We start from the raw sequence: 19,829 nt of genomic DNA on the forward strand, positions 1-19,829 counted from the left end.
GGCCCGTACAAAGCCCGAAACCTTCGGAGCACGCGATGAAATACAACGACTTGAGAGACTTCATTGATCAGTTGGAAAAGCTGGGCGAACTGAAGCGCATCTCTGTTGAAGTTGATCCCCATCTGGAAATGACGGAAATCTGCGATCGCACTCTGCGGGCAGAGGGTCCGGCGTTGCTGTTCGAGAATCCGAAGGGTTACGACATGCCGGTGCTGGCCAACCTGTTTGGCACGCCGAAGCGGGTGGCTTTGGGCATGGGCCAAGACAATGTCACCGCACTGCGGGATATCGGTAAATTGCTGGCGTTCCTGAAGGAACCGGATCCTCCCAAGGGCTTCCGGGATGCCATCGAGAAGCTGCCGCTGTTCCGCCAGGTGATGCGGATGAGCCCAAAAGTACTCCGGTCAGCGCCCTGTCAGGACGTGGTGATCGAGAAAGATCGGGTGGACCTGTATCAGATTCCAGTGCAGCACTGCTGGCCGGGTGACGCCGGGCCCCTGGTGACCTGGCCGTTGGTGATTACCCGTGGCCCCCACAAGGAGCGGCAGAACCTGGGGATTTACCGGCAGCAGGTGATCGGGCGTAACCGGCTGATCATGCGCTGGCTGAGTCACCGCGGTGGCGCCCTGGATTTCCAGGAATTCCAGAAGGCCAATCCCGGTGAGCCGTATCCGGTCGCTGTGGCGTTGGGGGCAGATCCAGCCACTATCCTCGGGGCGGTGACCCCGGTGCCCGATACCCTGTCCGAATACGCTTTTGCCGGGCTGTTGCGTGGTAGCCGGACTGAGCTGGTTAAGGCCGGCTTGAGTGATCTGCAGGTGCCGGCCAGCGCTGAAATCGTGCTCGAAGGCTTCATTTACCCGGACGATATGGCGCCGGAAGGCCCCTTCGGGGATCACACCGGGTATTACAACGAGGTCGACCAGTTCCCGGTATTTACAGTCGAGCGGATTACCCATCGTAGGAATCCGATCTACCACAGCACCTACACTGGCCGCCCGCCGGATGAGCCGGCCATTCTGGGTGTCGCCCTGAATGAAGTGTTTATCCCGATATTGCAGAAGCAGTTTCCTGAGATTGTCGACTTCTACCTGCCACCCGAGGGCTGTTCCTACCGCCTTGCAGTGGTGACCATGAAGAAGCAGTATCCCGGCCATGCCAAACGGGTCATGATGGGGGTATGGTCCTTCCTGCGACAGTTTATGTACACCAAGTTCGTCATCGTCACCGACGACGATGTGAATGCCCGGGACTGGAAAGATGTGATCTGGGCGATGACCACCCGGATGGATCCAGCCAGGGATACCACACTGGTGGAGAATACACCCATCGATTACCTGGATTTCGCCTCGCCGGTGTCCGGGCTCGGATCGAAAGTGGGCATGGATGCTACCAACAAATGGCCGGGTGAAACCGACCGGGAGTGGGGCACGCCCATCACCATGACCGACGACGTCAAGCAGCGGGTCGATGAACTCTGGGACAGCCTGGGCATTGAAACCGGCCCTACCCGCCCCGAGTGATAGGGGCAACGAAGTGTATCGGGTCGTTTTGAAGCCATCCGGGCTCAGCTACGACGCCTGCCCGGAGGATGACCTGCTCAGTGCGGCCGCCCGCGCGGGTATTTCTGTACCCTCGGCCTGTCGCAACGGGGTGTGTGAGATCTGTGAAGCGCGGTTACTGGCCGGCGTCGTAGTCAACACCCGAAACCAACAGAAGATTCCGGTCACCGAACGCCTGATGATATGCAGAAGTCGGGCGCTTGGTGACCTTGAACTGGAGATGAACGCCGTTATGGCAGCCGGAAATATTCAGCCTCGCAAGTTTCAGGCAAAGGTGGTGGACGTCCGCTCCATCAGTCACGACGTATTCCGCGTGGAGCTTGAGCTCCCGCGCCGTCGGGAGCTGTCCTTCCAGGCCGGCCAGTATCTGTCGGTGCATCTTCCCGACGCCGACCCCTGCTATTTCTCCATCGCCAGCAGTCCGTCCGAGCAGACTATCGAACTGCATATTCAGGCTTCGCCGGACTGGGTGTCAGCCCAGAAGGTGATAGACGCCCTGACCGCTGGTGGAGAGGTGACTCTGGAGTTGCCCCATGGCAAGGCCTGTCTGGCGGCGGCGCCTGCCAGGCCCCTGCTGCTGGTGGCGGCCGGAACCGGATTCGCCCAGATGAAGAGCCTGGTGGATTACCTGCGGGGCACGTCCTACGATCAGCCCGTGAAGCTGTACTGGGGCGTCCGTCGCCATGAAGATATGTACCTGAGGTCTCTGGCCCAGCAATGGGAGCAGGATTGGCCGTCGTTTACCTTTCTGCCGGTTGTTGGTGACGATGAGGACAATGACTGGGGTGGCCATCACGATCAGCTCGTGCGGGCGGTGCTGGCCTCGGGCATGGACTGGGGCAATGTGGAAGTGCACGCCAGCGGCTCGCCTACGATGGTGTATACCCTGATGGACGCGCTGACCGATGCTGGCCTGCCGGAAGCCGCCTTCTTTTCAGATGTGCTGGAGTACGCTCCGCGCACCTGAGCGATCACCGGGCAGGCCTGAAGGACTGCCCGGTAACCTGTCTCAGGCCTTTGGCATCGGCAGTTCGGGCAGTCCGTTGTCGTTGGCCAGCCCCTGCATCATCAGTCTGATACTGACCTCTTCCTGGCCCATGTGGGCGTTCAGTCGGCTCAGCTCCGCCAGGGTTTCCCGGCTGCGGCGTAAGCGCAGGCTGGTTTCGAAGTATTCCCGGGCCTTGCCCCAAAGCTCGTTGCGAAGGCTGAGTCGGCCCAGTGCCAGCAGTAGTTCCGGGTTGTTCGGTCGGTCCTTCAGCCACTGCTCCGCCAGCAGCAATTGCTCGTCCGCTTTCTGCCCCTGAATGCGACCGTACAGGTTGATCAGCTCGTCGCTCCAGTGATTGCGCAGTACCTTGCGGAGCAGCGTTTCGGTCTGGACTTCGTCGCCAAGATCCGCCAGCAGGCGGGCATAGTCCCGGATGGTGTACTCGTCACGGCGCAAGTAGCCGGGCAACTCGTCCCACAGACGGGTCAGGGGTTCCAGGGAGGCGTCCGGATCCTCTTTTTGCCGCCGTCGGCAGTCTTCGGCGGCACTCTCCAGCAGGTTGTGCCAGACCAGACGCTGCAATTCGTGAAATTCCTCTTCCGGAAGCACATTGCGCTTGCGCAGTTCCGGCAGCAGTTTTGCCAGTTCGCGCCAGTCCTCCAGCCTCAGGTAGGTGTTTTTCAACAGCTTGAGCACGAATGGATGATGCGGTGACTGCTTCCGCAGCCGCACCAGGGTGGCAAGTGCCTGTTCGAGGCGGTTGCCGGCCAGTTGCAGCTGGGCCTGGGTGATGCCCACGGCCATATCCGATCCCGGAGTGCTTTCAAAGGCTTTGCGCAGAAGCTCATCGACCGCTTCATGATCGCCGGATTCGAACGAGGCCTGGGCGGCGGCGAGGTAGTTGATCAGTGGCGTATCCGCGTTGTCCGCGGCCGACGTCAGCAGCTTGCGGGCCCGTGGCCAGTTGCCCTCGGCCAGTGCCAGCAGTCCCTGGGTGGTACGCCGGCGGGCACGGCGTTCGTTGCCGCGGGCGAGCCAGCCGGCCATGACACCGGTACTCCGGCGAAAGCGGCGAAACAGGTTGAGGCTGACAATAATCAGAATAACCACCGCCACCAGGCACGCCAGACCCACCCAGAAGTTGGTTTCAATCAGGTAATGGCCCAGGCTGATGCGGATGTAGCCCAGGTCGTACTGCAGTCCGAGTGACAGCCCGGTACCGATCAGCAGGGCCAGCAGGACGATAAGCAGCAGACGGATCATGAATCGTCGCCTCCGTTGCCTTCGGTCCCACCGTTGTTCTTGGTGCCGGAGTCGTCAGTGTTGTCAGCCTGAAGCCTGCCTGCCAGGCGCTCCTTGAGCAGATCCAGGGATTTGCTGATGTCCGGCAGCGTCGGATCCACGTTCCGGCCAGCCAGCTCGGTCAGGGTCTCGGAAAGCGCCAGTACCCGGGTGTTGCTGGCGTCATACCAGCTATCAATGGTGTTCCTGGCCTTGGCCAGCGCCCGCTCAAACAGCGGCTGATTGCCCCGGAGGACGGCCATTTCCGCCTCTTCCAGCATCAGTTGGAGGTTCAGGCGGGCGTAGGCGCTCTGGTCTGGAGACAACAGGGGTTTGACTGGTTCATCCAGGCGGCGGACCACCACCACCTGTTTCAGGGTGCTTTTGAAGGCGTCCCAGCCCTGGGTCAGGGCGTTGGCGTCACTGTCGGTGTCGGCCGAACCCCCGCCATCTTCCGCAATGAAGCCGGGAGCCTGGGCATTGATCAGGGCCTGATCGGTGAGCTGATGGATGCTGTCGATCGCGGCTTCCAGTTGAAGGTAGAGGCCGGTGCGGTCGACTCCGCTGATGCCCTTGAGCGCAAGGATTTCCCGAGCCAGCTGTTGCCTGACCGGGTACACGCCGATGTCATCCGACTCGTTGAGCACTTCATCGGCCGCCTGCAGGGCGGACAGGGCGCCGCGAATGTCTTTCTCGATCATCAGTCGCTGGTTGGCAATGCGCAGCAGGTATTCCGCCTCGGCCAGGAGCCAGTCGGTTCGGGTGCGGTTGCCGGCTTCGAGCAGTTCCCGGGCATTGTGATCGATCTGGCGCTGCTGGGTGGCAATCAGCTCCCGTTGCGCTGCCAGTTTCTGCTCCAGGGACTGCAGTCGCTGACTTTGCTGGCTTCCCCGGTCGCCGTAGAGATCCTCCAGCTGCGAGGTGTCCTGCTGCAGGTTGGCAAGCGCTTGCTGAACCGCCTGCTGGTTGTTCCACTGTTGCCAGCTCCAGAGAGCCAGTGCAATGGCAAGCGCCAGTGCAATGAGGGCCAGTAGCCAGACGGGCCAGAGTCTCTGGCGTGCGGGCGAATCCTTGGAGATGGTGGCGGGCAGTTGGTCTGTTGTCTCAGTCACGGGCGTCCTTACTTGGCTTTTCCGGAGCCACCGTCCTGACCGTTCAGTTGCGCTGCAACGGCGGCCACGATGTCGTTATCGGCAAGGCTTCCTGGTATGCACGGATTCTCGAATCCCGCTGCGCGTGCCTGTTCGGCGATCCGTTCTGCGGGAACAATCAATAACCTATCGTATAGATTATGGCTGCTATTCGCACATAGTGCGATGAGATTGTTCAAGGTTTCGCCCGACAGGGTGATCACGGCTTCCGGGGCAAACTCGCCCAGTAGGCGGTGGACCTGCTCCGGCGGGTACTCGGGCACCGTCCGTTGATACAGCGGCAGCAGGGAGACTCGGGCGCCCCGGGCTTCGAGGGTTTCTCGAATCAGCTCGCGGCCGTCCTCACCCCGAACCAGCAGCACCCGTTCACCGTCCACCTGCGTCAGCGACGGCAGCGCCAGCAGGGCCTCACTGGTCCAGCCCGAGGCGGGCTTACGAATACTCAGTCCCTGGTCGGCCAGTACCGCCGCCGTCCCGGCCCCGACGGCATACCAGCGGATGCCTGAGGGGATCTGCGGCCACCAGGTATCGAGCTCGTCCAGCAAGAGGCGAGCGGCGTAAGGGCTTACGGTGATGATGTGGGTGAACTGATCAAGATTGAGGATCAGCGTACGCCGTTCAGGCGTTTCCGGCAGGGGGGTCCGGTTGATCAGAGAAAACACCCGGGCGTCGGCGCCGGCAGCGCGGAAACGCTCAGCCAGGCGGGACGCTTCGGGTTCGGGCCGGCAGATCAGAATGCGCCGGCCGTCAAGCCCGGTTAGCTCAGCGTGGGGTGTGGCCATAGATTTCAGCCAGCACCTTGTCGGCGCCCAGCGCCAGCAGGTCTTCAGCCAGTTCCCGGCCAAGACGTTCCCCTTCGCCTCTCGGGGCACGGCCTTCCACCCGGAAAATCTGAGTGCCGTCGACGGCGCCGACCAGGCCCCGCAACCAGAGCGTATGTTCGTCCTCGAGCAGGGCGTAGGCGGCAATGGGGACCTGGCAGCCGCCTTCAAGGCGACGGTTCAGGGCGCGTTCGGCGCTCACTCGGTCCCAGGTGTCTTTGTGGTTGAGGGCGGCCAGCATGTTGCGCAGGTCGCTGTCGTCAAGTCGACATTCAATACCGAGGGCACCCTGGCCGACGGCTGGCAGGGATACGGTGTCCGGCAGGCAGTAGCGGATCCGGTCGTGGAAGCCGAGGCGTTTAAGACCGGAGCTGGCGAGCACGATGGCGTCGTAATCGCCGGCGTCCAGTTTCCCCAGACGGGTGTTCACATTGCCCCGCAGAACCCGGATCTCCAGATCCGGCCGATAGGCCCGCAGCTGGGCTTCGCGACGCAGGCTGGCAGTGCCAACCACGGCGCCATCCGGCAGGGCATCGACGTTGTCGTAGTTATTGCTGACGAAGGCGTCGGTGGGATCCTCGCGCTCGCAGATGGCGACGAGGCCAAGGCCCTCGGGAAACGCCATGGGGACGTCCTTCATGGAGTGCACAGCAAGGTCGGCCCGGCCATCCAGCATGGCTTCTTCGAGCTCCTTCACAAACAGGCCTTTGCCGCCAATCTTGGCCAGCGGAACGTCCAGAATCTTGTCGCCCTGGGTTTTGATCTTGACCAGCTCGACGTCGACATTGTCGTTCAGGCGTTCCAGCTCGGCCTTGATGAATTCTGCCTGCCACAGTGCCAGGGCACTGCTGCGGGTTGCGATGCGAAGGGTACGTTTTGACATGACACTCACTGTCGGTTCGAAAAATGTCCGCCAAGGTTACCTTGTGACAGGAAAAAAGTCCCGCCGTGGATGTCCGGGTATCCCGAGGGGCGGGATTAGCCTGGCTGGTGTTCCTGCAGCCATTGGCGCACGCTGCTTGCATGGCGCCGGCTGACCGGGAGCTCACCCTGGCCATCCCGCAACGCCACCAGGCTCTGGCCATCCGATGTGCGTTTCAGGGCCTGGACGAAGCGGACACCCACCAGCGTATGCCGGTGAATGCGAAGCAGATGGCGCGGGTAAGTGTTCTCGAGTTCCTTCAGGGTGTAATCGCAGACCGTTTCGCCGTTGGCATGGTGAAGGGTGACGTACTTCTGGTCCGCCTCGCAGTAAAGTATGTCCGCAAGGTCGATCAGTTCGGTGCCGCGATAGGTGCGCACGGCCAGCTGTTCGTCGTCCTCGGTGCTCAGCTCCGTCAGGGTCTGCAGCTGGACCCGGTTCACCCGTCCGGCTCGTTCCAGCACATCCGCCAGGGCCTCCTTGCGCACCGGCTTGAGCAGGTACGCGGTGGCCTGAACGTCAAACGCCTGGATCGCGTAGTGGTCGTAGGCCGTGCAGAAGACGAGGGCTGGCGGGTTGGTCAGCTGCCCCAGCCGGGCCGCCGCCTCCATGCCGTCCATACCCGGCATCCGGATATCCAACAACAGGATGTCGGGCTCCAGGTCCGCCACCTGCTTCAGCGCGGCATCGCCGTCCGCCGCTTCGCCGCAGACCTGGTAGCCGGGCAGGGCATCCACCAGGCGCCGCAAACGTTCCCGCGCAAGCGGTTCGTCGTCGGCGATCAGGATACTGCGGGTGGATGAGGGTGTGCTGGACATGTCAGGTGATCAGATCCTTGTGGTTGTCGTGGTTTGCGAATTGGCACTCTGGCGCGGCAGTCGCAGGGTCACCGTGTATATGTCGTTGTGGTGGCTGTGCTTGAGCACCGCGGGTTCGCCAAACAGTGCCTGCAGGCGTGACTGGATGTTCGCCAGCGCCATGCGGTTACCCTCATGCTGACGGTCGTTGTGATCCGGTTTCGGATTTTGCACCAGCAAGTATACAAAATCGCCCCTGGCCTGTGCCTCCACCCGCACGGTGCCGCCGTCGGGTCTGGGTTGGATGCCGTGGTAGATGGCGTTCTCCACCAGGGGCTGAAGGGTCAGGGGCGGGATCGCCTGCTGATCCAGTCCGGGGTCGATCTGCCAGTCAAGGGTCAGCCGATCACCCAGGCGCAGCGCCTCGATGGCCAGGTAGCGTTGGCACAGGTCCAGTTCCCGGGCCAGGGGGATCAGTTGATCGACGGTGCGCAGGCTGGCGCGGAACAGTTCCGACAGGTCGAGCACGGCTTCCTCGGCCTGATCGGGATTGACCGCGATCAGGCTGGCAATGGTGTTCATGCTGTTAAACAGGAAGTGGGGCTGGATACGGGCCTGCAGTGCCGTCAGGTGTGACTGCATTTCCGCTTCCCGCTGCTGCTGCCATTGGTGCTGGAGGTAGAAGTAGCGAAGCACCATCAGGGCGATCAGCAGGGCCAGCAGCAGTTTCTTGGCGATGCCCTGCCAGACCGCAACGCCGGCCTGGGGGTGCAAAACGCTGTCGGCAAACAGGCTGAAGGCCAGAACGTCCAGCAGGACAATGGCGACGATGCTGAGCGTGGCCCGGGCCACCGACATTCGAGCCAGACGGCGTCGCAGCAGGCAGATCAGGGCGGCACTGGTGAGCGTGGTCCACTGCACAAACAGCGACAGCAGGCCGAAGTAGTTCCAGTCAATCCAGCCCGCGTTTGCCTGGACAATGGCCAGCACCAGAACAAACAGTTCGCTGGTGATCAGGAGCATGAACACCGCCCGCACCCGGCACAGGTCCGGCACGAAGAACTCGTTGACTGTTACACCTTTGTCGCCGTTCAGGGGTGGCTCCTTTACACGGGTCAGAATGCTATACTCCCGCCACGTTCAATGTACCCAATTCCCGCCAGATGATGCCGGGCTGTCAGCAGGAAAGATAGACCATGACGGATCAGAATAAGCCTGACCAGACCACAACCTCCGAAAAACCCTGGGGCGGACGCTTCAGCGAACCAACCGACGCCTTCGTGGAGCGCTTTACGGCGTCTGTGGGCTTTGACCAGCGTCTCTATCACCACGACATTACCGGCTCGATCGCGCACGCCACCATGCTGGCCGCCGTGGGTGTACTGACCGACGAAGAGCGCGACACCATCATCGAGGGCCTGAATGGCGTCAAGGCCGACATCGAGGCTGGTACCTTCGAATGGTCGGTGAGTCTGGAAGACGTTCACATGAACATCGAAGCCCGCCTGACCGATCGCATTGGCATCACGGGCAAGAAACTGCACACCGGCCGGAGCCGTAACGACCAGGTGGCCACCGATATTCGCCTGTACCTGCGCGACGAGATTGATGTGATTGCCGAGGAACTGACGCGCCTGCAGACGGGCCTGCTGGATCTGGCCGAGCGGGAAGCGGATACCATCATGCCCGGCTTTACCCATCTGCAGACGGCCCAGCCCGTGACCTTCGGCCACCACCTGCTGGCGTGGTACGAGATGCTGGTGCGTGATGCCGAGCGTCTGCAGGACTGCCGTAAGCGTGTGAACGTCATGCCCCTGGGGGCCGCCGCGCTGGCGGGCACCACCTATCCGATCGACCGGCAGATGACGGCGGCACTGCTGGGTTTTGACCGGCCGACCGAGAACTCGCTTGATTCGGTCAGTGATCGTGACTTCGCCATCGAGTTCTGCAGTTTCTCGGCCCTGTTGATGACCCATCTGTCGCGTTTCAGTGAGGAACTGGTGCTGTGGACCTCCGCCCAGTTTGACTTCATTGACCTGCCGGACCGGTTCTGCACCGGCTCGTCGATCATGCCCCAGAAGAAAAACCCGGATGTGCCTGAGCTGGTTCGGGGCAAGACCGGTCGGGTTAACGGGCACCTGATCAGCCTGCTGACCCTGATGAAAAGCCAGCCGCTGGCCTACAACAAGGACAACCAGGAGGACAAGGAGCCGCTGTTCGATACTGTCGATACCATCAAAGGCTGCCTCAAGGCTTACGCCGACATGATCCCCGCGATTCGCGCCAAGGCTGACAACATGCGGGTTGCGGCCAAGCGGGGCTTTTCCACGGCCACCGATCTGGCCGACTACCTGGTCAAGAAGGGCGTGGCGTTCCGCGATGCCCATGAAATCGTGGGCAAATCGGTGGCGTTTGGCGTGGCCGAGGGGCGCGATCTGTCCGACATGACCCTGGACGAGCTCAAGCAGTTTTCTGACGTGATCGGCGAGGACGTGTTCGATGTCCTCACCCTCGAAGGCTCCGTGCAGGCCCGGGATCATCTGGGTGGCACGGCTCCCGACCAGGTCCGGGCGGCCGTGGATCGGGCCCGCAAACAGCTGGCCTGATCCGGTTTTGCCGGCCTCTGGGCGCCTCGGCTAGCCGCCGATGCGTCCGGTGGTCAGGTTCACCGCCGCCGGGGTCAGCTCGGCCAGTGGTTGGGGGCGTGACAGCCTGAATCCCTGGCCGTAGTGAATGCCCAGGGTCCTCACCTTGCTGAGTGTGTTATCGCTTTCAATAAATGTTGCCACGGTTTTCTTGCCTGCCACTTCGGCAATGCGGTGCAGGGCCTCGACCATTACCTGCTGTACCGGATCATCTTCGAGGTGCTGCATCATCCGCCGATCCAGTTTGATGATATCGACCGGCAGTTTTGCCGCCAGACTGTAACTTTCTACCGAGGCCCCGGCACCGTCCAGGGCAACCCGACATCCGATCCGGTGCAGGGCGTCACACAACACCGTGACGTCGTCCGGGTACTGGGAGGCGTGGGCTTCGCGAATCTCCAGGCAGAAGCATTCCGGAGCAAACGGTGAGTCCAGTAGCTCGTTTTCCAGGAAGTCCGCGAAAGTATCATCGAGAACGCTGGCCAGGGACAGATTGAAACCACAGTACTTGAGACGGGGCTCCAGCAGTCGGTGGTTGTCGAGCCAGGTCAGCGTCTGGCGGATGACCTGCCGGTCCAGACGTTTGGCGAGATCGAACCGTTCGGCGATCGGCAGGAACTGGTCCGGGCGAAGCTCATCCTGATTCACCCCATCGCCGGGTACCCGGCACAGGATCTCGATGTGATCCCCCCAGGTGACGCTGGCAACCGGTTTGAGTGCCTGGAAGGCAAGGATGAGGTTCTGGTTGTCCAGGGCCTTTCGGATCAGTTCGACCTGTTGATTTGCAGTCGTCTCGTCGGTCTGAAGGGCCAGGGCCCGGGCGGTATGGATGCGGTTGCGCCCCGAGGTCTTGGCCGTGTGACAGAGATCTGCGGCCTGGCTGAGTAATTGTTCCGGGTCGCTGGGTACCTCGTTGTCCATCAACAACTGGCCGCCCGACGCCGTGGTCTGCAGTGAATGGCCCTGCCATTCAAAAACGAACTCGCCGATCAGCTGGAGGATGTCCTCGGCAATCTTCCGGGCCCTGGGTTCGGGGCAATTCTCGATCAGCAGGGCAAAGGTGTCACCGGACAGCCGCGCCAGGGCATCCCGCTGGCGCACGCGAATGCCAAGGTTGCCGGCCAGTTCGCGGAGGTAGCGGTCGCAGGTGCCGCTGCCGGCCAGGTCGTTGAAGCGCTCGAACTCATCCAGATCGAGGTACAGCAGGCTGTCGCAGGATTCCCGATGGGTTTTCTGTTCCAGGGTGCGTAGCAGTCGGGCGATAAAGGCACGACGGTTCATCAGCCCGGTGACCGGGTCATGACGGATGCGGTACTCACTGCTGGCCCCGTGATTGACGCGTTGGCTGATGTCGCGGGCCACATGCACCGCACCGATAACGTCACCCTGACCGTTGGTCAGCCGCTGGTAATGAAATTCGTAAACCGGCAGTTCCCGGTTCTGCTGGGCCAGTGGCATCTCCACCACGAAGCTATCCCGGTCGAACGCCCGCTGCCAGAGCCGTTCGATGAGCCGGCGTTCGTTGGGGTGGTCCGGCAGCAGGTGTTTCAGGTCGTCACCGGGTTTCGGGGTCACGCCGAAGACATTGGCAAACTGGTGGCAGAAGGGCTGGTTGCAGTGCAGCAGCTTCAGGTTACGATCGACGGCTGCAACCAAATCCGGTGTTGCCAGCGTGGTTGCGGTCAGTATCTGCTCCGCGTGCTGACGAGCCTGATCGCGATGCATCACCGGCGTCTGGTCCACCACGCATCCCCCCAGCCGCTGGATCCGGTTGCCGTTTTTCAGGGCCCGGCCGTTCAGCGTGACCCGCCGGATATTCTGGCGTGCGGTAAGCAGGTTCAGCTCCAGGGAAAAGGGCTCACCCGTTCGAATGCACCGCCGGAACAATGCACGAACCCGGTTCTGGCCAGCCTGGCAGTAGAACAGGGCCTGTTCGGGTGTGATGTCAGAGTCCGGACGCAGCTCCAGCAACCGGAAAACACCCTCGGTCCAGGTCATTTCATTGGTCTGGGTGTCCAGCTCCCAGATCCCGAACGCAGCGCTGTCCTCGGCGGATTTCAGGAGACGCGGATCCATGGCGCTGTTGTCACGCTGGCTGATGCTGGCGCTGGCCGCCTTGTCGGAATCCCGCATGTTCAGGCGCAGGCTCAGGGAGGCGGTGTAGAAAAAACCTTCCTTGTGCCGGAAGGTGACCAGGGCATCCTGCCCCCGTTCGATCCGGTGGCGGTTGGTCGGGGCAAAGGGATCGTCCTGTCGGGACGCCAGAATCCGGTGGACCGGCTGGCTCTCCAGCTCGCTGGCGTCATATCCGAGCACGGATTCGGCGTGGCGGTCGGCAAACAGCACTTTGCCCTCGTCATCGATACGCAGCAGGGCGCTGCGTTCAGACCCCCTGGGCTGATCGGAACGGTAACGACGGATGACGAATTCTTTCACAACGGGTACGCCTCGGTCTTCTTCGGTATGATTCTGCAGGTCGCCCGGAACGTGCCGGCTCCGCTTTTATTTTTTTGTCGGTTTTGCCACGATGCGTCCATCATACTGATACCGAGACCGAAAAGAACCTCTCCCCGGAGTTGCCTTGACCGCCCATGTTGCCCCGATTGCCCTGGATTTCGAAGAGGGTATAGATCGCAAGACCCTGCGTCGTCTGCGGGACCGGTTTCTCTCGGTCAACCAGCAGCGCTGGGAGCGGGCGTGTTCGGCATTGACCTACCGCCAGCGGATCGTTCTGGAAGTGCTGCCCCTGGTGTTTCACACCAACCATCCCGCGCTGCCGGGGTACATCGACTCTGACTGCCCCTACGGACTGAGCCATTACCGGCCACTGTCCGCGACTCTCAATGCTGCACGTCGTCTGGCGCGAACCTTCAGCGTACGCAACGAGGGCAAGCGCCGGCCGGATCTGGATGCTCTGTTTCTGATGGGCAGCCCGGGCACGCTCGGGCATTCGGTGGCCAGTGATCTGGATCTGTGGTTGTGCCACCGGAGTGATCTGCCGGAGCGGGGGATTCTTTGTCTGGAGCGGAAGGCGGAAAAGCTGTCGGAGTGGGCGGCATCGCTCGGCGTCGAACTGCACGTGTTTGTTTTCTGCGCGGAGGACTGGCGTGCGGGCAGACAGCGCGCCGAGGTGACCGGTGAAAACTGTGGCAGTGCGCAACATTACTTGCTGCTCGACGAGTTCTACCGGACCAGTATCCACCTGGGCGGCCGTTACCCCATGTGGTGGTTGATTCCTGCGGACTGTGAATCCCGCTACGACGAGTGCATGCGCCAGCTCGTGGATTGCCGCTTTGTCCGGGGGGATGAGTACATTGATTTTGGCCCGGTGGCAGCCATTCCCGACGAGGAGTTCCTCGGGGCGGGAGTATGGCAGCTGTACAAGGGCATCGATGCACCCTGGAAATCGATCCTCAAGCTGTTGCTGATCGAATGTTATGCCCAGGCCAAGGACCAGCCGCTGTTGTCGAGTGTGTTCAAACGAGCGGTGTTCCGGGGCGAAACCGATGCCGATGGACTGGATCCGTATCTGATGTTGTACCACCGTCTGGAAGACTGGCTGTCAGATCCGTCGATGTCGGGGCGGCTCGATCTGGTTCGGCGCAGCCTGTATCTGAAAGCAGGGCTTCCGCTGACCCGTACTGAATCGGCCCCGGAGCAGTGGCGTGTCCGCCTGCTGACGCAGCTGGTGCAGCGCTGGCAGTGGCCTGAGCAGACCCTGGACGAGCTGGACAATCGTCACCGCTGGCGAGCCGAGGCCGTTACCAGCCTACGCCGGCTCATCGTGGCCGAACTGACCCACAGTTACCGGTTGTTGTCGAAGATGGCCCGGGATCACGGAACCCGGTCAGCCATCAGTGTCGGGGATATTAACCTTCTGGGGCGCAAGCTCTATGCCGCCTTTCAACGTAAGGCCGGCAAGATTGAGCAGATCAATCCCGGCCTCGCACCGTCACTGGTGGAGGAGAACCTGGCCTTTCACCACCAGTCGGAACAGGGTAGCGATGGCAACGGCTGGCTCCTTTACCGGGATCTGGAGGATCCCGCCGACGCTTTCTGGCAGCCAGTCATCCGCCGTTCCGGCAACCTGACCGAACTGATGGTGTGGTGTTATTGCAATGGTCTGCTGTCCCGGTCTACCCGACTGAACGTGCGGGCCGGCCAGACCGTGGCGTCGGTCAGTGAGTTGCGGGAAATGCTGGAAGCCCTGTCCGGCTTTCTTCCGTTTCCGATCGAGCCGGCGGACCGGGAAGCGCTCTCCCAAGGCGTCCGCCCGTTGCGCAACCTGTTGCTGGTGAATGTCGGGGTCGATCCACAGGCCCATCTGACGGAAAAAGGGCTGCACAAGCTCAGCGCCCGGCATGATTCCCTCGGCTTCAGCGGGGGCCGGGAGAATCTTGTGGTGACCATCGACCAGATTACCTTTAATAGCTGGCACGAGGTGAGTCTCCAGCACTATGCCGCAGGCGACACCCTGGTGCAGTGCCTCAAGAACGTGTTGGCGTCGGTGGCCGGTAACCCATCAGCGATCCCCGGTATCAGGGTTCATGGTCATAATCGGGGCCATGGCGCCGCCATCGCCCGACGGGTTCAGGAGCTGTTCAGTGACGTCTTGCGCCGGTTTTTTGCGGGCGGCGTTGGGCCCCACCCGTTGCGCTATGTGATTGAAATGGATCGGCGTTATTTTCTGCTCCAGTTCAATGGTCGTGAACCCGGGTTCGTGGCCCTGGACAGTTTCAGTGCGTTGATGGAGCACCTTGCCCTGCCGCAGAAGCGTTATCTGCCGGTGGTGTTCGACCGCCATGCAATCCCGGAGAATCCGGCCCTGAGGGCAGTCTCCCAGGCCAGCGAACCGGACAATATACAGGTGTTCTATTGCGTCCGCGGTGACCGGGCGCGGATCTGGGTGGTTGACGAGCTGGGTTCGCTTTCGGGCTGGGAGCAGGCTGTGGGCAACCGGCGTTACCTGATGGTGCCCCTGCTGCGCTTTCTGGAGAATCTCATGGAGCGCCGCATGCTCCGCCACAGTGATGTTCCGACCGTGCTGGCGGGTGTGCAGTGTCAGGAAGTCGTGCACCGTGATGGTCATTGGCGCACCGAGCTCCGCCCGGACACTGATTCAGGTGTGCCCCTGCCGGGTCTTGAGGTTCAGGCGGTGGGTGTGCAGGAAGGCGGCAGCCGGGTCCGGTTCGATATTTTCTGCGGTGAGCAGGAATTCACGGTGCAGGAATATGGCGATCAGCTGATCCCGGCTGTCGCCCATTACATTCGCTCCCAGCGACAGAATCACGAGACCTATCCGGTTTACCTGACCGATGTACACCTGCCGCACGATCTGGATCCCCAGGTCTATCAACAGGACATCCAGACCAGCCAGTATCTCTACTACCGCTCCGTGCTCGAACAGGCCCTGAACCGGGCCCTGCATAGTGACCGTTAGTGTCCTCGCCGCGTGGGCGGGGTCTCAGGTATACTTCCGCCATGGTAAACTCAGGGGTAGCAAGAATGCGCGCGGTAAAGGTTTGGCTCGCCGGTCTGATGGTGTTGGTGGCACTGAGTGGCTGTGGCCAGAAAGGCCCGCTGTACCGGGAGGATCCGGGAGTCTCTGCCCGTGCCACAGCGGCAACGGCCGAGCCCGGAAGCCGGGATGTACGCGACGATGAGGATGTCGGCGAGTAACGCGTCGCCTTCTGGCCCCGTATAACGAATCAGGAAACTCATGGACCACTTCAACTACCGCAACGGCGAACTGTTTGCCGAGGATGTGCCTGTCTCTGCCATTGCCGAGCGTTTCGGAACGCCCGCCTACGTCTATTCCCGGGCTACCCTGGAACGGCATTACCGGGCCTATGACGATGCCCTCAAGGGCCGGCCGCATCTGGTTTGCTACGCGGTAAAAGCCAACAGTAACCTGGCGGTCCTCAATGTGCTGGCCCGCCTGGGTGCTGGCTTCGATATCGTTTCCGCCGGTGAGTTGGAGCGGGTGCTGCGCGCCGGCGGTGAGGCCGGCAAGGTCGTGTTCTCCGGTGTCGGCAAGCAGGAGTGGGAAATGAAGCGCGCCCTGGAAGCGGGTGTGCGCTGCTTCAACGTGGAATCCGATACGGAACTGGACCGTCTCAATGCCGTGGCTGGTGAACTGGGCGTTCGAGCCCCGGTTTCCCTGCGGGTAAATCCGGACGTCGATGCCGGCACCCATCCCTACATTTCCACCGGCCTGAAAGAGAACAAGTTCGGAATCGATATTGCCGAGGCACCGGCTGTCTATGCCCGGGCAGCCGCCATGCCCAACCTGGACATCAAGGGCGTTGATTGCCACATCGGCTCGCAACTGACCTCGGTATCCCCCTTTCTCGACGCTCTGGACCGGGTCCTGGCCCTGATCGATGTGCTCGCGGAACAGGGTGTTCACATTCGCCATCTGGACATGGGCGGAGGCCTCGGCGTTACCTATGACCAGGAGCAACCGCCCCAGCCATCGGATTACGTCACGGCCTTGGCCGAACGCCTGGGTGACCGGGAGCTCGAGCTGATTATGGAGCCCGGGCGTTCCATCGCCGCTAACGCTGGCATCCTGGTCACCCGCGTCGAATTCCTGAAGTGCACGGAACACCGGAACTTCGCCATTATCGACGCCGCCATGAACGATCTGATTCGCCCGGCGCTCTACAGTGCCTGGCAGTCGATTGTGCCGGTGACCCCGCACCAGAAGGGCGAGGAGAAATCCTGGGATCTGGTTGGTCCCGTGTGTGAAACGGGTGATTTTCTTGGCAAGGATCGTCAGCTTCGCCTGCAGGCCGGTGACCTGCTGGCGGTTCGTTCTGCCGGCGCCTACGGGTTTGTCATGAGTTCGAACTATAACAGCCGCAACCGGCCACCGGAGTTGATGGTGGATGGCGATCAGGTGCACGTGGTTCGTCGTCGCGAGACCCTCGAAGACCAGATTGCTCCCGAGAGTTGTCTGCCGGAATGAGCGGAGCGCAGGATATGGGGCAGCAGCGACGAGGCCAGGGCGCAACCGTGCGGTTCACCAAGATGCACGGTCTCGGAAACGATTTCATGGTGGTTGATGCCATCAGCCAGCCGTTTCGCCTGAGCCCGGACATGATCCGCGAGCTGGCGGACCGGAATTTCGGTATCGGTTTTGACCAGTTGCTGGTGGTGGAGCCGCCCGGGTTGCCGGACGTGGATTTCCGCTACCGCATCTTCAATGCCGACGGCTCCGAGGTTGAGCAATGTGGTAACGGAGCCCGCTGTTTTGCACGTTTTGTCCGGGATCAGCGCCTCACCAACAAGAAGGTCATCCGGGTTCAGACCGCCAAAGGTGTGATCGAGTTGCGGGTGGGTAAGGACGGCCTGGTCATGGTCAATATGGGGGTTCCGGAACTGAATCCTCCAGCCATTCCGTTTGCCGCCGATCGTCGGAAGGAGGTCTACACCGTTGACGTCAACGGCACCACCGTGGAGCTGAGCGCCTTGTCCATGGGCAACCCCCATGGCGTTCTGTTGGTGGACGACGTGGATACCGCCCCAGTGGAGAGCCTGGGGCCGAGGCTGGAAAATCACCCCCGCTTCCCGGCTCGGGCCAACATCGGTTTTCTTCAGATTATTGATCGCACCCACGTCCGACTGAGAGTGTTCGAACGCGGTTCGGGCGAGACCCTGGCCTGTGGCAGCGGCGCCTGCGCTGCCGTGGTGGCAGGTTGCCTGCGGGGCCTGCTGGACCACCGGGTCGAGGTGGAGTTGCGCGGCGGCCGGCTGGTGATTGAATGGCAGGGTGAGGGTGCCCCTGTTATGATGGAAGGCCCTGCAACGAGCGTCTTTGAGGGGCAGTTGCGGTTACCCGGCGATCATCAGGGACGTCGTCGGCGAAACAGTAGACCAACCAAACAACGGTCCTGACAGTCAGGAGAGCGCGATGACAGACCAAACGGCCCGCCAGAAGGCCGGAGAGCTCAGCCGGGAGCAGGTGGCAGAGTACCTGCGGGACAACCCCGATTTCTTTGTGGATCAGGATGAACTGCTTCGCAGTCTGACCCTGCCCCACGACAGTGGCCGTGCGATCTCGCTGGTGGAGCGTCAGGTGCATCTGTTCCGTGAACAACGGGACACCTTGCGTCGGGAGCTGGTGGAACTGGTTGCCATTGCCCGCCAGAACGACCGGCTGTTCGAGAAGAGCAAGCGCCTCCTGATGAACGTGATTGAAGCCCGTACCCTCAACGATATGGCGTCGGCGATCGACGACAGCATCCGGGGGGATTTCGGACTTGATGCGGCTTCGGTCCTGTTGTTTACCGATGTCCCTCTGCCGGACCCGTCCCAGGGGGCACTTCATGTGGTCCGCCCGGACGAAGCCCGCGAGCGTCTGGGTAGCCTTCTGGAAGGCAGTCGCGCCGTCTGTGGCCAGTTCCGGGAAAGCGAGCGGCAGTTTCTGTTCCCGGACCGGGAGGAACCGATTGCCTCGGTTGCCCTGGTGCCACTGCGTAGCAATGATCTGGTCGGGGTATTCGCCGTCGGCAGCTGCCAGCCGGCTTACTTTGATCAGAGCATGGGCTCCCTGTTTCTGAGCTACATCAGCGACACCCTGAGCCGCCTGCTTCCGCCCATGGTTCAGCGCCACACCGGAGCGGCCCCGGTGGCCGACATCGCCACGGAGTCCCGCTAGGGTGCCGGAAATGACCGTGTCTGTGGAGCCGCCAGCAAGCCTGACCGCTCCACTGGACGCCTTCATCGCTCATCTCGCCTCGGAAAAACGCCATTCCCCCCGTACCTGTGACAGCTACCTCCGTGACCTGCTGCGTCTTGTACAGTGGTTGTGCCAGGATCAGCAGAATCAGTGGCAGACCGTGTCCAACCATGACCTGCGCCGATATGTGGCACGACTGAGTCGCGATGGGCTCAGTGGTCGCAGCATTGCCAGGCACCTGTCGGCCATTCGTCGTTTTTACCAGTACTTGTTGCGGGAGCGTCTGGCCAGCGACAATCCCGCGCTTGATATCCGGGCTCCCAAGAGCGCCCGCCGCCTGCCCAAGGTGGCCGATGTCGACCAGCTTACTCATCTGCTCGACGCCAGCCCGGACGATCCGCTGGAAACCCGCGACCTGTGCATGTTTGAACTGATGTATTCCTCGGGGCTGCGGCTGTCCGAGCTGGCCAGCCTGGATCTTGATTCAGTGGATCTCCAGGGCGGCGAGGTCCGGGTCATGGGTAAGGGCGGTAAAGAGCGGATTTTGCCTGTGGGCCGCAAGGCCCGTTCCGCCGTTCAGGCCTGGTTGCCGCTGCGGGCCGGTCTGGCGCCGGATACCGAACAGGCCCTGTTTGTCAGTCAGCGTGGTGACCGCCTGAGCCATCGCAGTATCCAGTCGCGTCTCAACCGCTGGGGACTCGCCAAAGGGGCTGACCAGAAACTCCATCCCCACCTGCTGCGCCACTCCTTCGCCAGCCACATGCTGGAATCCAGTGGTGACCTGAGGGCCGTCCAGGAACTTCTCGGCCATGCCGACATCGCCACAACGCAAGTCTACACCCATCTGGATTTTCAACATTTGGCCCGGGTTTATGATCAGAGTCACCCCAGAGCCCGTCGTCATCGGTATCATGGTCAGCATCGTAAGCAAGACAGTGCCGGCGAATAGCCGGTCACGGGATTCGAAAACACGACTATG

16 protein-coding genes are annotated in these 19,829 nt (G+C 61.8%); 9 read left to right on the forward strand and 7 right to left on the reverse strand.

The genetic code is table 11. The annotated features are described in order from the left end of the window. Window positions 1-35 precede the first annotated feature (35 nt). The gene (gene ubiD, locus KZO34_RS12410; protein WP_219476863.1) at window positions 36-1,523 is read left to right on the forward strand and encodes a 4-hydroxy-3-polyprenylbenzoate decarboxylase; all 1,488 of its coding nucleotides are present in this window, start codon (window positions 36-38) and stop codon (window positions 1,521-1,523) included. After that, window positions 1,471-2,529, forward strand: coding sequence for a 2Fe-2S iron-sulfur cluster-binding protein (locus tag KZO34_RS12415; RefSeq protein WP_219476865.1), 1,059 nt, complete (start codon window positions 1,471-1,473; stop codon window positions 2,527-2,529). The genes ubiD and KZO34_RS12415 overlap by 53 nt, the downstream gene beginning before the upstream one ends. Window positions 2,530-2,571: 42 nt before the next feature. Here KZO34_RS12415 and KZO34_RS12420 read toward each other — a convergent pair whose 3' ends face one another. The 6 genes from KZO34_RS12420 to KZO34_RS12445 all read right to left on the reverse strand — a co-directional run bounded on the left by KZO34_RS12420 (window position 2,572) and on the right by KZO34_RS12445 (window position 8,545). Beyond that, window positions 2,572-3,813 carry a heme biosynthesis HemY N-terminal domain-containing protein gene (locus KZO34_RS12420; RefSeq protein WP_219476867.1) on the reverse strand — a complete coding sequence of 414 codons (1,242 nt, stop codon included), beginning with the start codon at window positions 3,811-3,813 and terminating at the stop codon, window positions 2,572-2,574. Continuing rightward, a complete protein-coding gene (locus KZO34_RS12425; protein WP_219476869.1) occupies window positions 3,810-4,943 on the reverse strand; it encodes a uroporphyrinogen-III C-methyltransferase in 1,134 nt (377 codons plus the stop codon). Before KZO34_RS12425 ends, KZO34_RS12420 begins: the two co-directional genes overlap by 4 nt. An 8-nt stretch (window positions 4,944-4,951) precedes the next feature. Then, window positions 4,952-5,764 carry a uroporphyrinogen-III synthase gene (locus KZO34_RS12430; RefSeq protein ID WP_219476871.1) on the reverse strand — a complete coding sequence of 271 codons (813 nt, stop codon included), beginning with the start codon at window positions 5,762-5,764 and terminating at the stop codon, window positions 4,952-4,954. After that, complete coding sequence (hemC, locus tag KZO34_RS12435) at window positions 5,745-6,686, reverse strand: hydroxymethylbilane synthase (protein ID WP_219476874.1); 942 nt, start codon at window positions 6,684-6,686, stop codon at window positions 5,745-5,747. Before hemC ends, KZO34_RS12430 begins: the two co-directional genes overlap by 20 nt. 95 nt (window positions 6,687-6,781) lie before the next feature. Then, complete coding sequence (locus KZO34_RS12440; RefSeq protein WP_219476876.1) at window positions 6,782-7,543, reverse strand: LytR/AlgR family response regulator transcription factor; 762 nt, start codon at window positions 7,541-7,543, stop codon at window positions 6,782-6,784. A 9-nt stretch (window positions 7,544-7,552) separates the two neighbouring features. Continuing rightward, a complete protein-coding gene (locus KZO34_RS12445; RefSeq protein WP_219477304.1) occupies window positions 7,553-8,545 on the reverse strand; it encodes a sensor histidine kinase in 993 nt (330 codons plus the stop codon). Window positions 8,546-8,718: 173 nt separating this feature from the next. Between KZO34_RS12445 and argH the strand changes: the two genes are divergently transcribed. Then, window positions 8,719-10,128 (forward strand): argininosuccinate lyase, encoded by a 1,410-nt coding sequence (gene argH, locus KZO34_RS12450; RefSeq protein ID WP_219476878.1) that lies wholly within the window; start codon window positions 8,719-8,721, stop codon window positions 10,126-10,128. Between the two features lie 30 nt (window positions 10,129-10,158). Here argH and KZO34_RS12455 read toward each other — a convergent pair whose 3' ends face one another. Next, a complete protein-coding gene (locus tag KZO34_RS12455; RefSeq protein WP_219476880.1) occupies window positions 10,159-12,603 on the reverse strand; it encodes an EAL domain-containing protein in 2,445 nt (814 codons plus the stop codon). A 145-nt stretch (window positions 12,604-12,748) separates the two neighbouring features. Here KZO34_RS12455 and KZO34_RS12460 point away from each other — a divergent pair, with 145 nt between their 5' ends. The 6 genes from KZO34_RS12460 to xerC all read left to right on the forward strand — a co-directional run bounded on the left by KZO34_RS12460 (window position 12,749) and on the right by xerC (window position 19,799). After that, on the forward strand, window positions 12,749-15,607 hold the full coding sequence (locus tag KZO34_RS12460; RefSeq protein WP_219476883.1) for a class I adenylate cyclase: 2,859 nt from the start codon (window positions 12,749-12,751) through the stop codon (window positions 15,605-15,607). A gap of 65 nt (window positions 15,608-15,672) precedes the next feature. Continuing rightward, a complete protein-coding gene (lptM, locus tag KZO34_RS12465; RefSeq protein WP_219476885.1) occupies window positions 15,673-15,846 on the forward strand; it encodes an LPS translocon maturation chaperone LptM in 174 nt (57 codons plus the stop codon). Between the two features lie 40 nt (window positions 15,847-15,886). Further along, complete coding sequence (gene lysA, locus KZO34_RS12470; RefSeq protein WP_219476886.1) at window positions 15,887-17,137, forward strand: diaminopimelate decarboxylase; 1,251 nt, start codon at window positions 15,887-15,889, stop codon at window positions 17,135-17,137. Window positions 17,138-17,151: 14 nt separating this feature from the next. Continuing rightward, window positions 17,152-18,066, forward strand: a complete 915-nt coding sequence (gene dapF / locus KZO34_RS12475; RefSeq protein WP_219477305.1) for a diaminopimelate epimerase — start codon at window positions 17,152-17,154, stop codon at window positions 18,064-18,066. Window positions 18,067-18,082: 16 nt separating this feature from the next. Further along, on the forward strand, window positions 18,083-18,829 hold the full coding sequence (locus KZO34_RS12480) for a DUF484 family protein (RefSeq protein ID WP_219476888.1): 747 nt from the start codon (window positions 18,083-18,085) through the stop codon (window positions 18,827-18,829). Window positions 18,830-18,839: 10 nt separating this feature from the next. Further along, window positions 18,840-19,799, forward strand: a complete 960-nt coding sequence (xerC, locus tag KZO34_RS12485; RefSeq protein WP_219476891.1) for a tyrosine recombinase XerC — start codon at window positions 18,840-18,842, stop codon at window positions 19,797-19,799. The last annotated feature ends 30 nt before the right edge of the window (window positions 19,800-19,829 follow it).

The organism is Marinobacter sp. F4206 (assembly GCF_019392195.1).
Lineage (GTDB): Bacteria > Pseudomonadota > Gammaproteobacteria > Pseudomonadales > Oleiphilaceae > Marinobacter.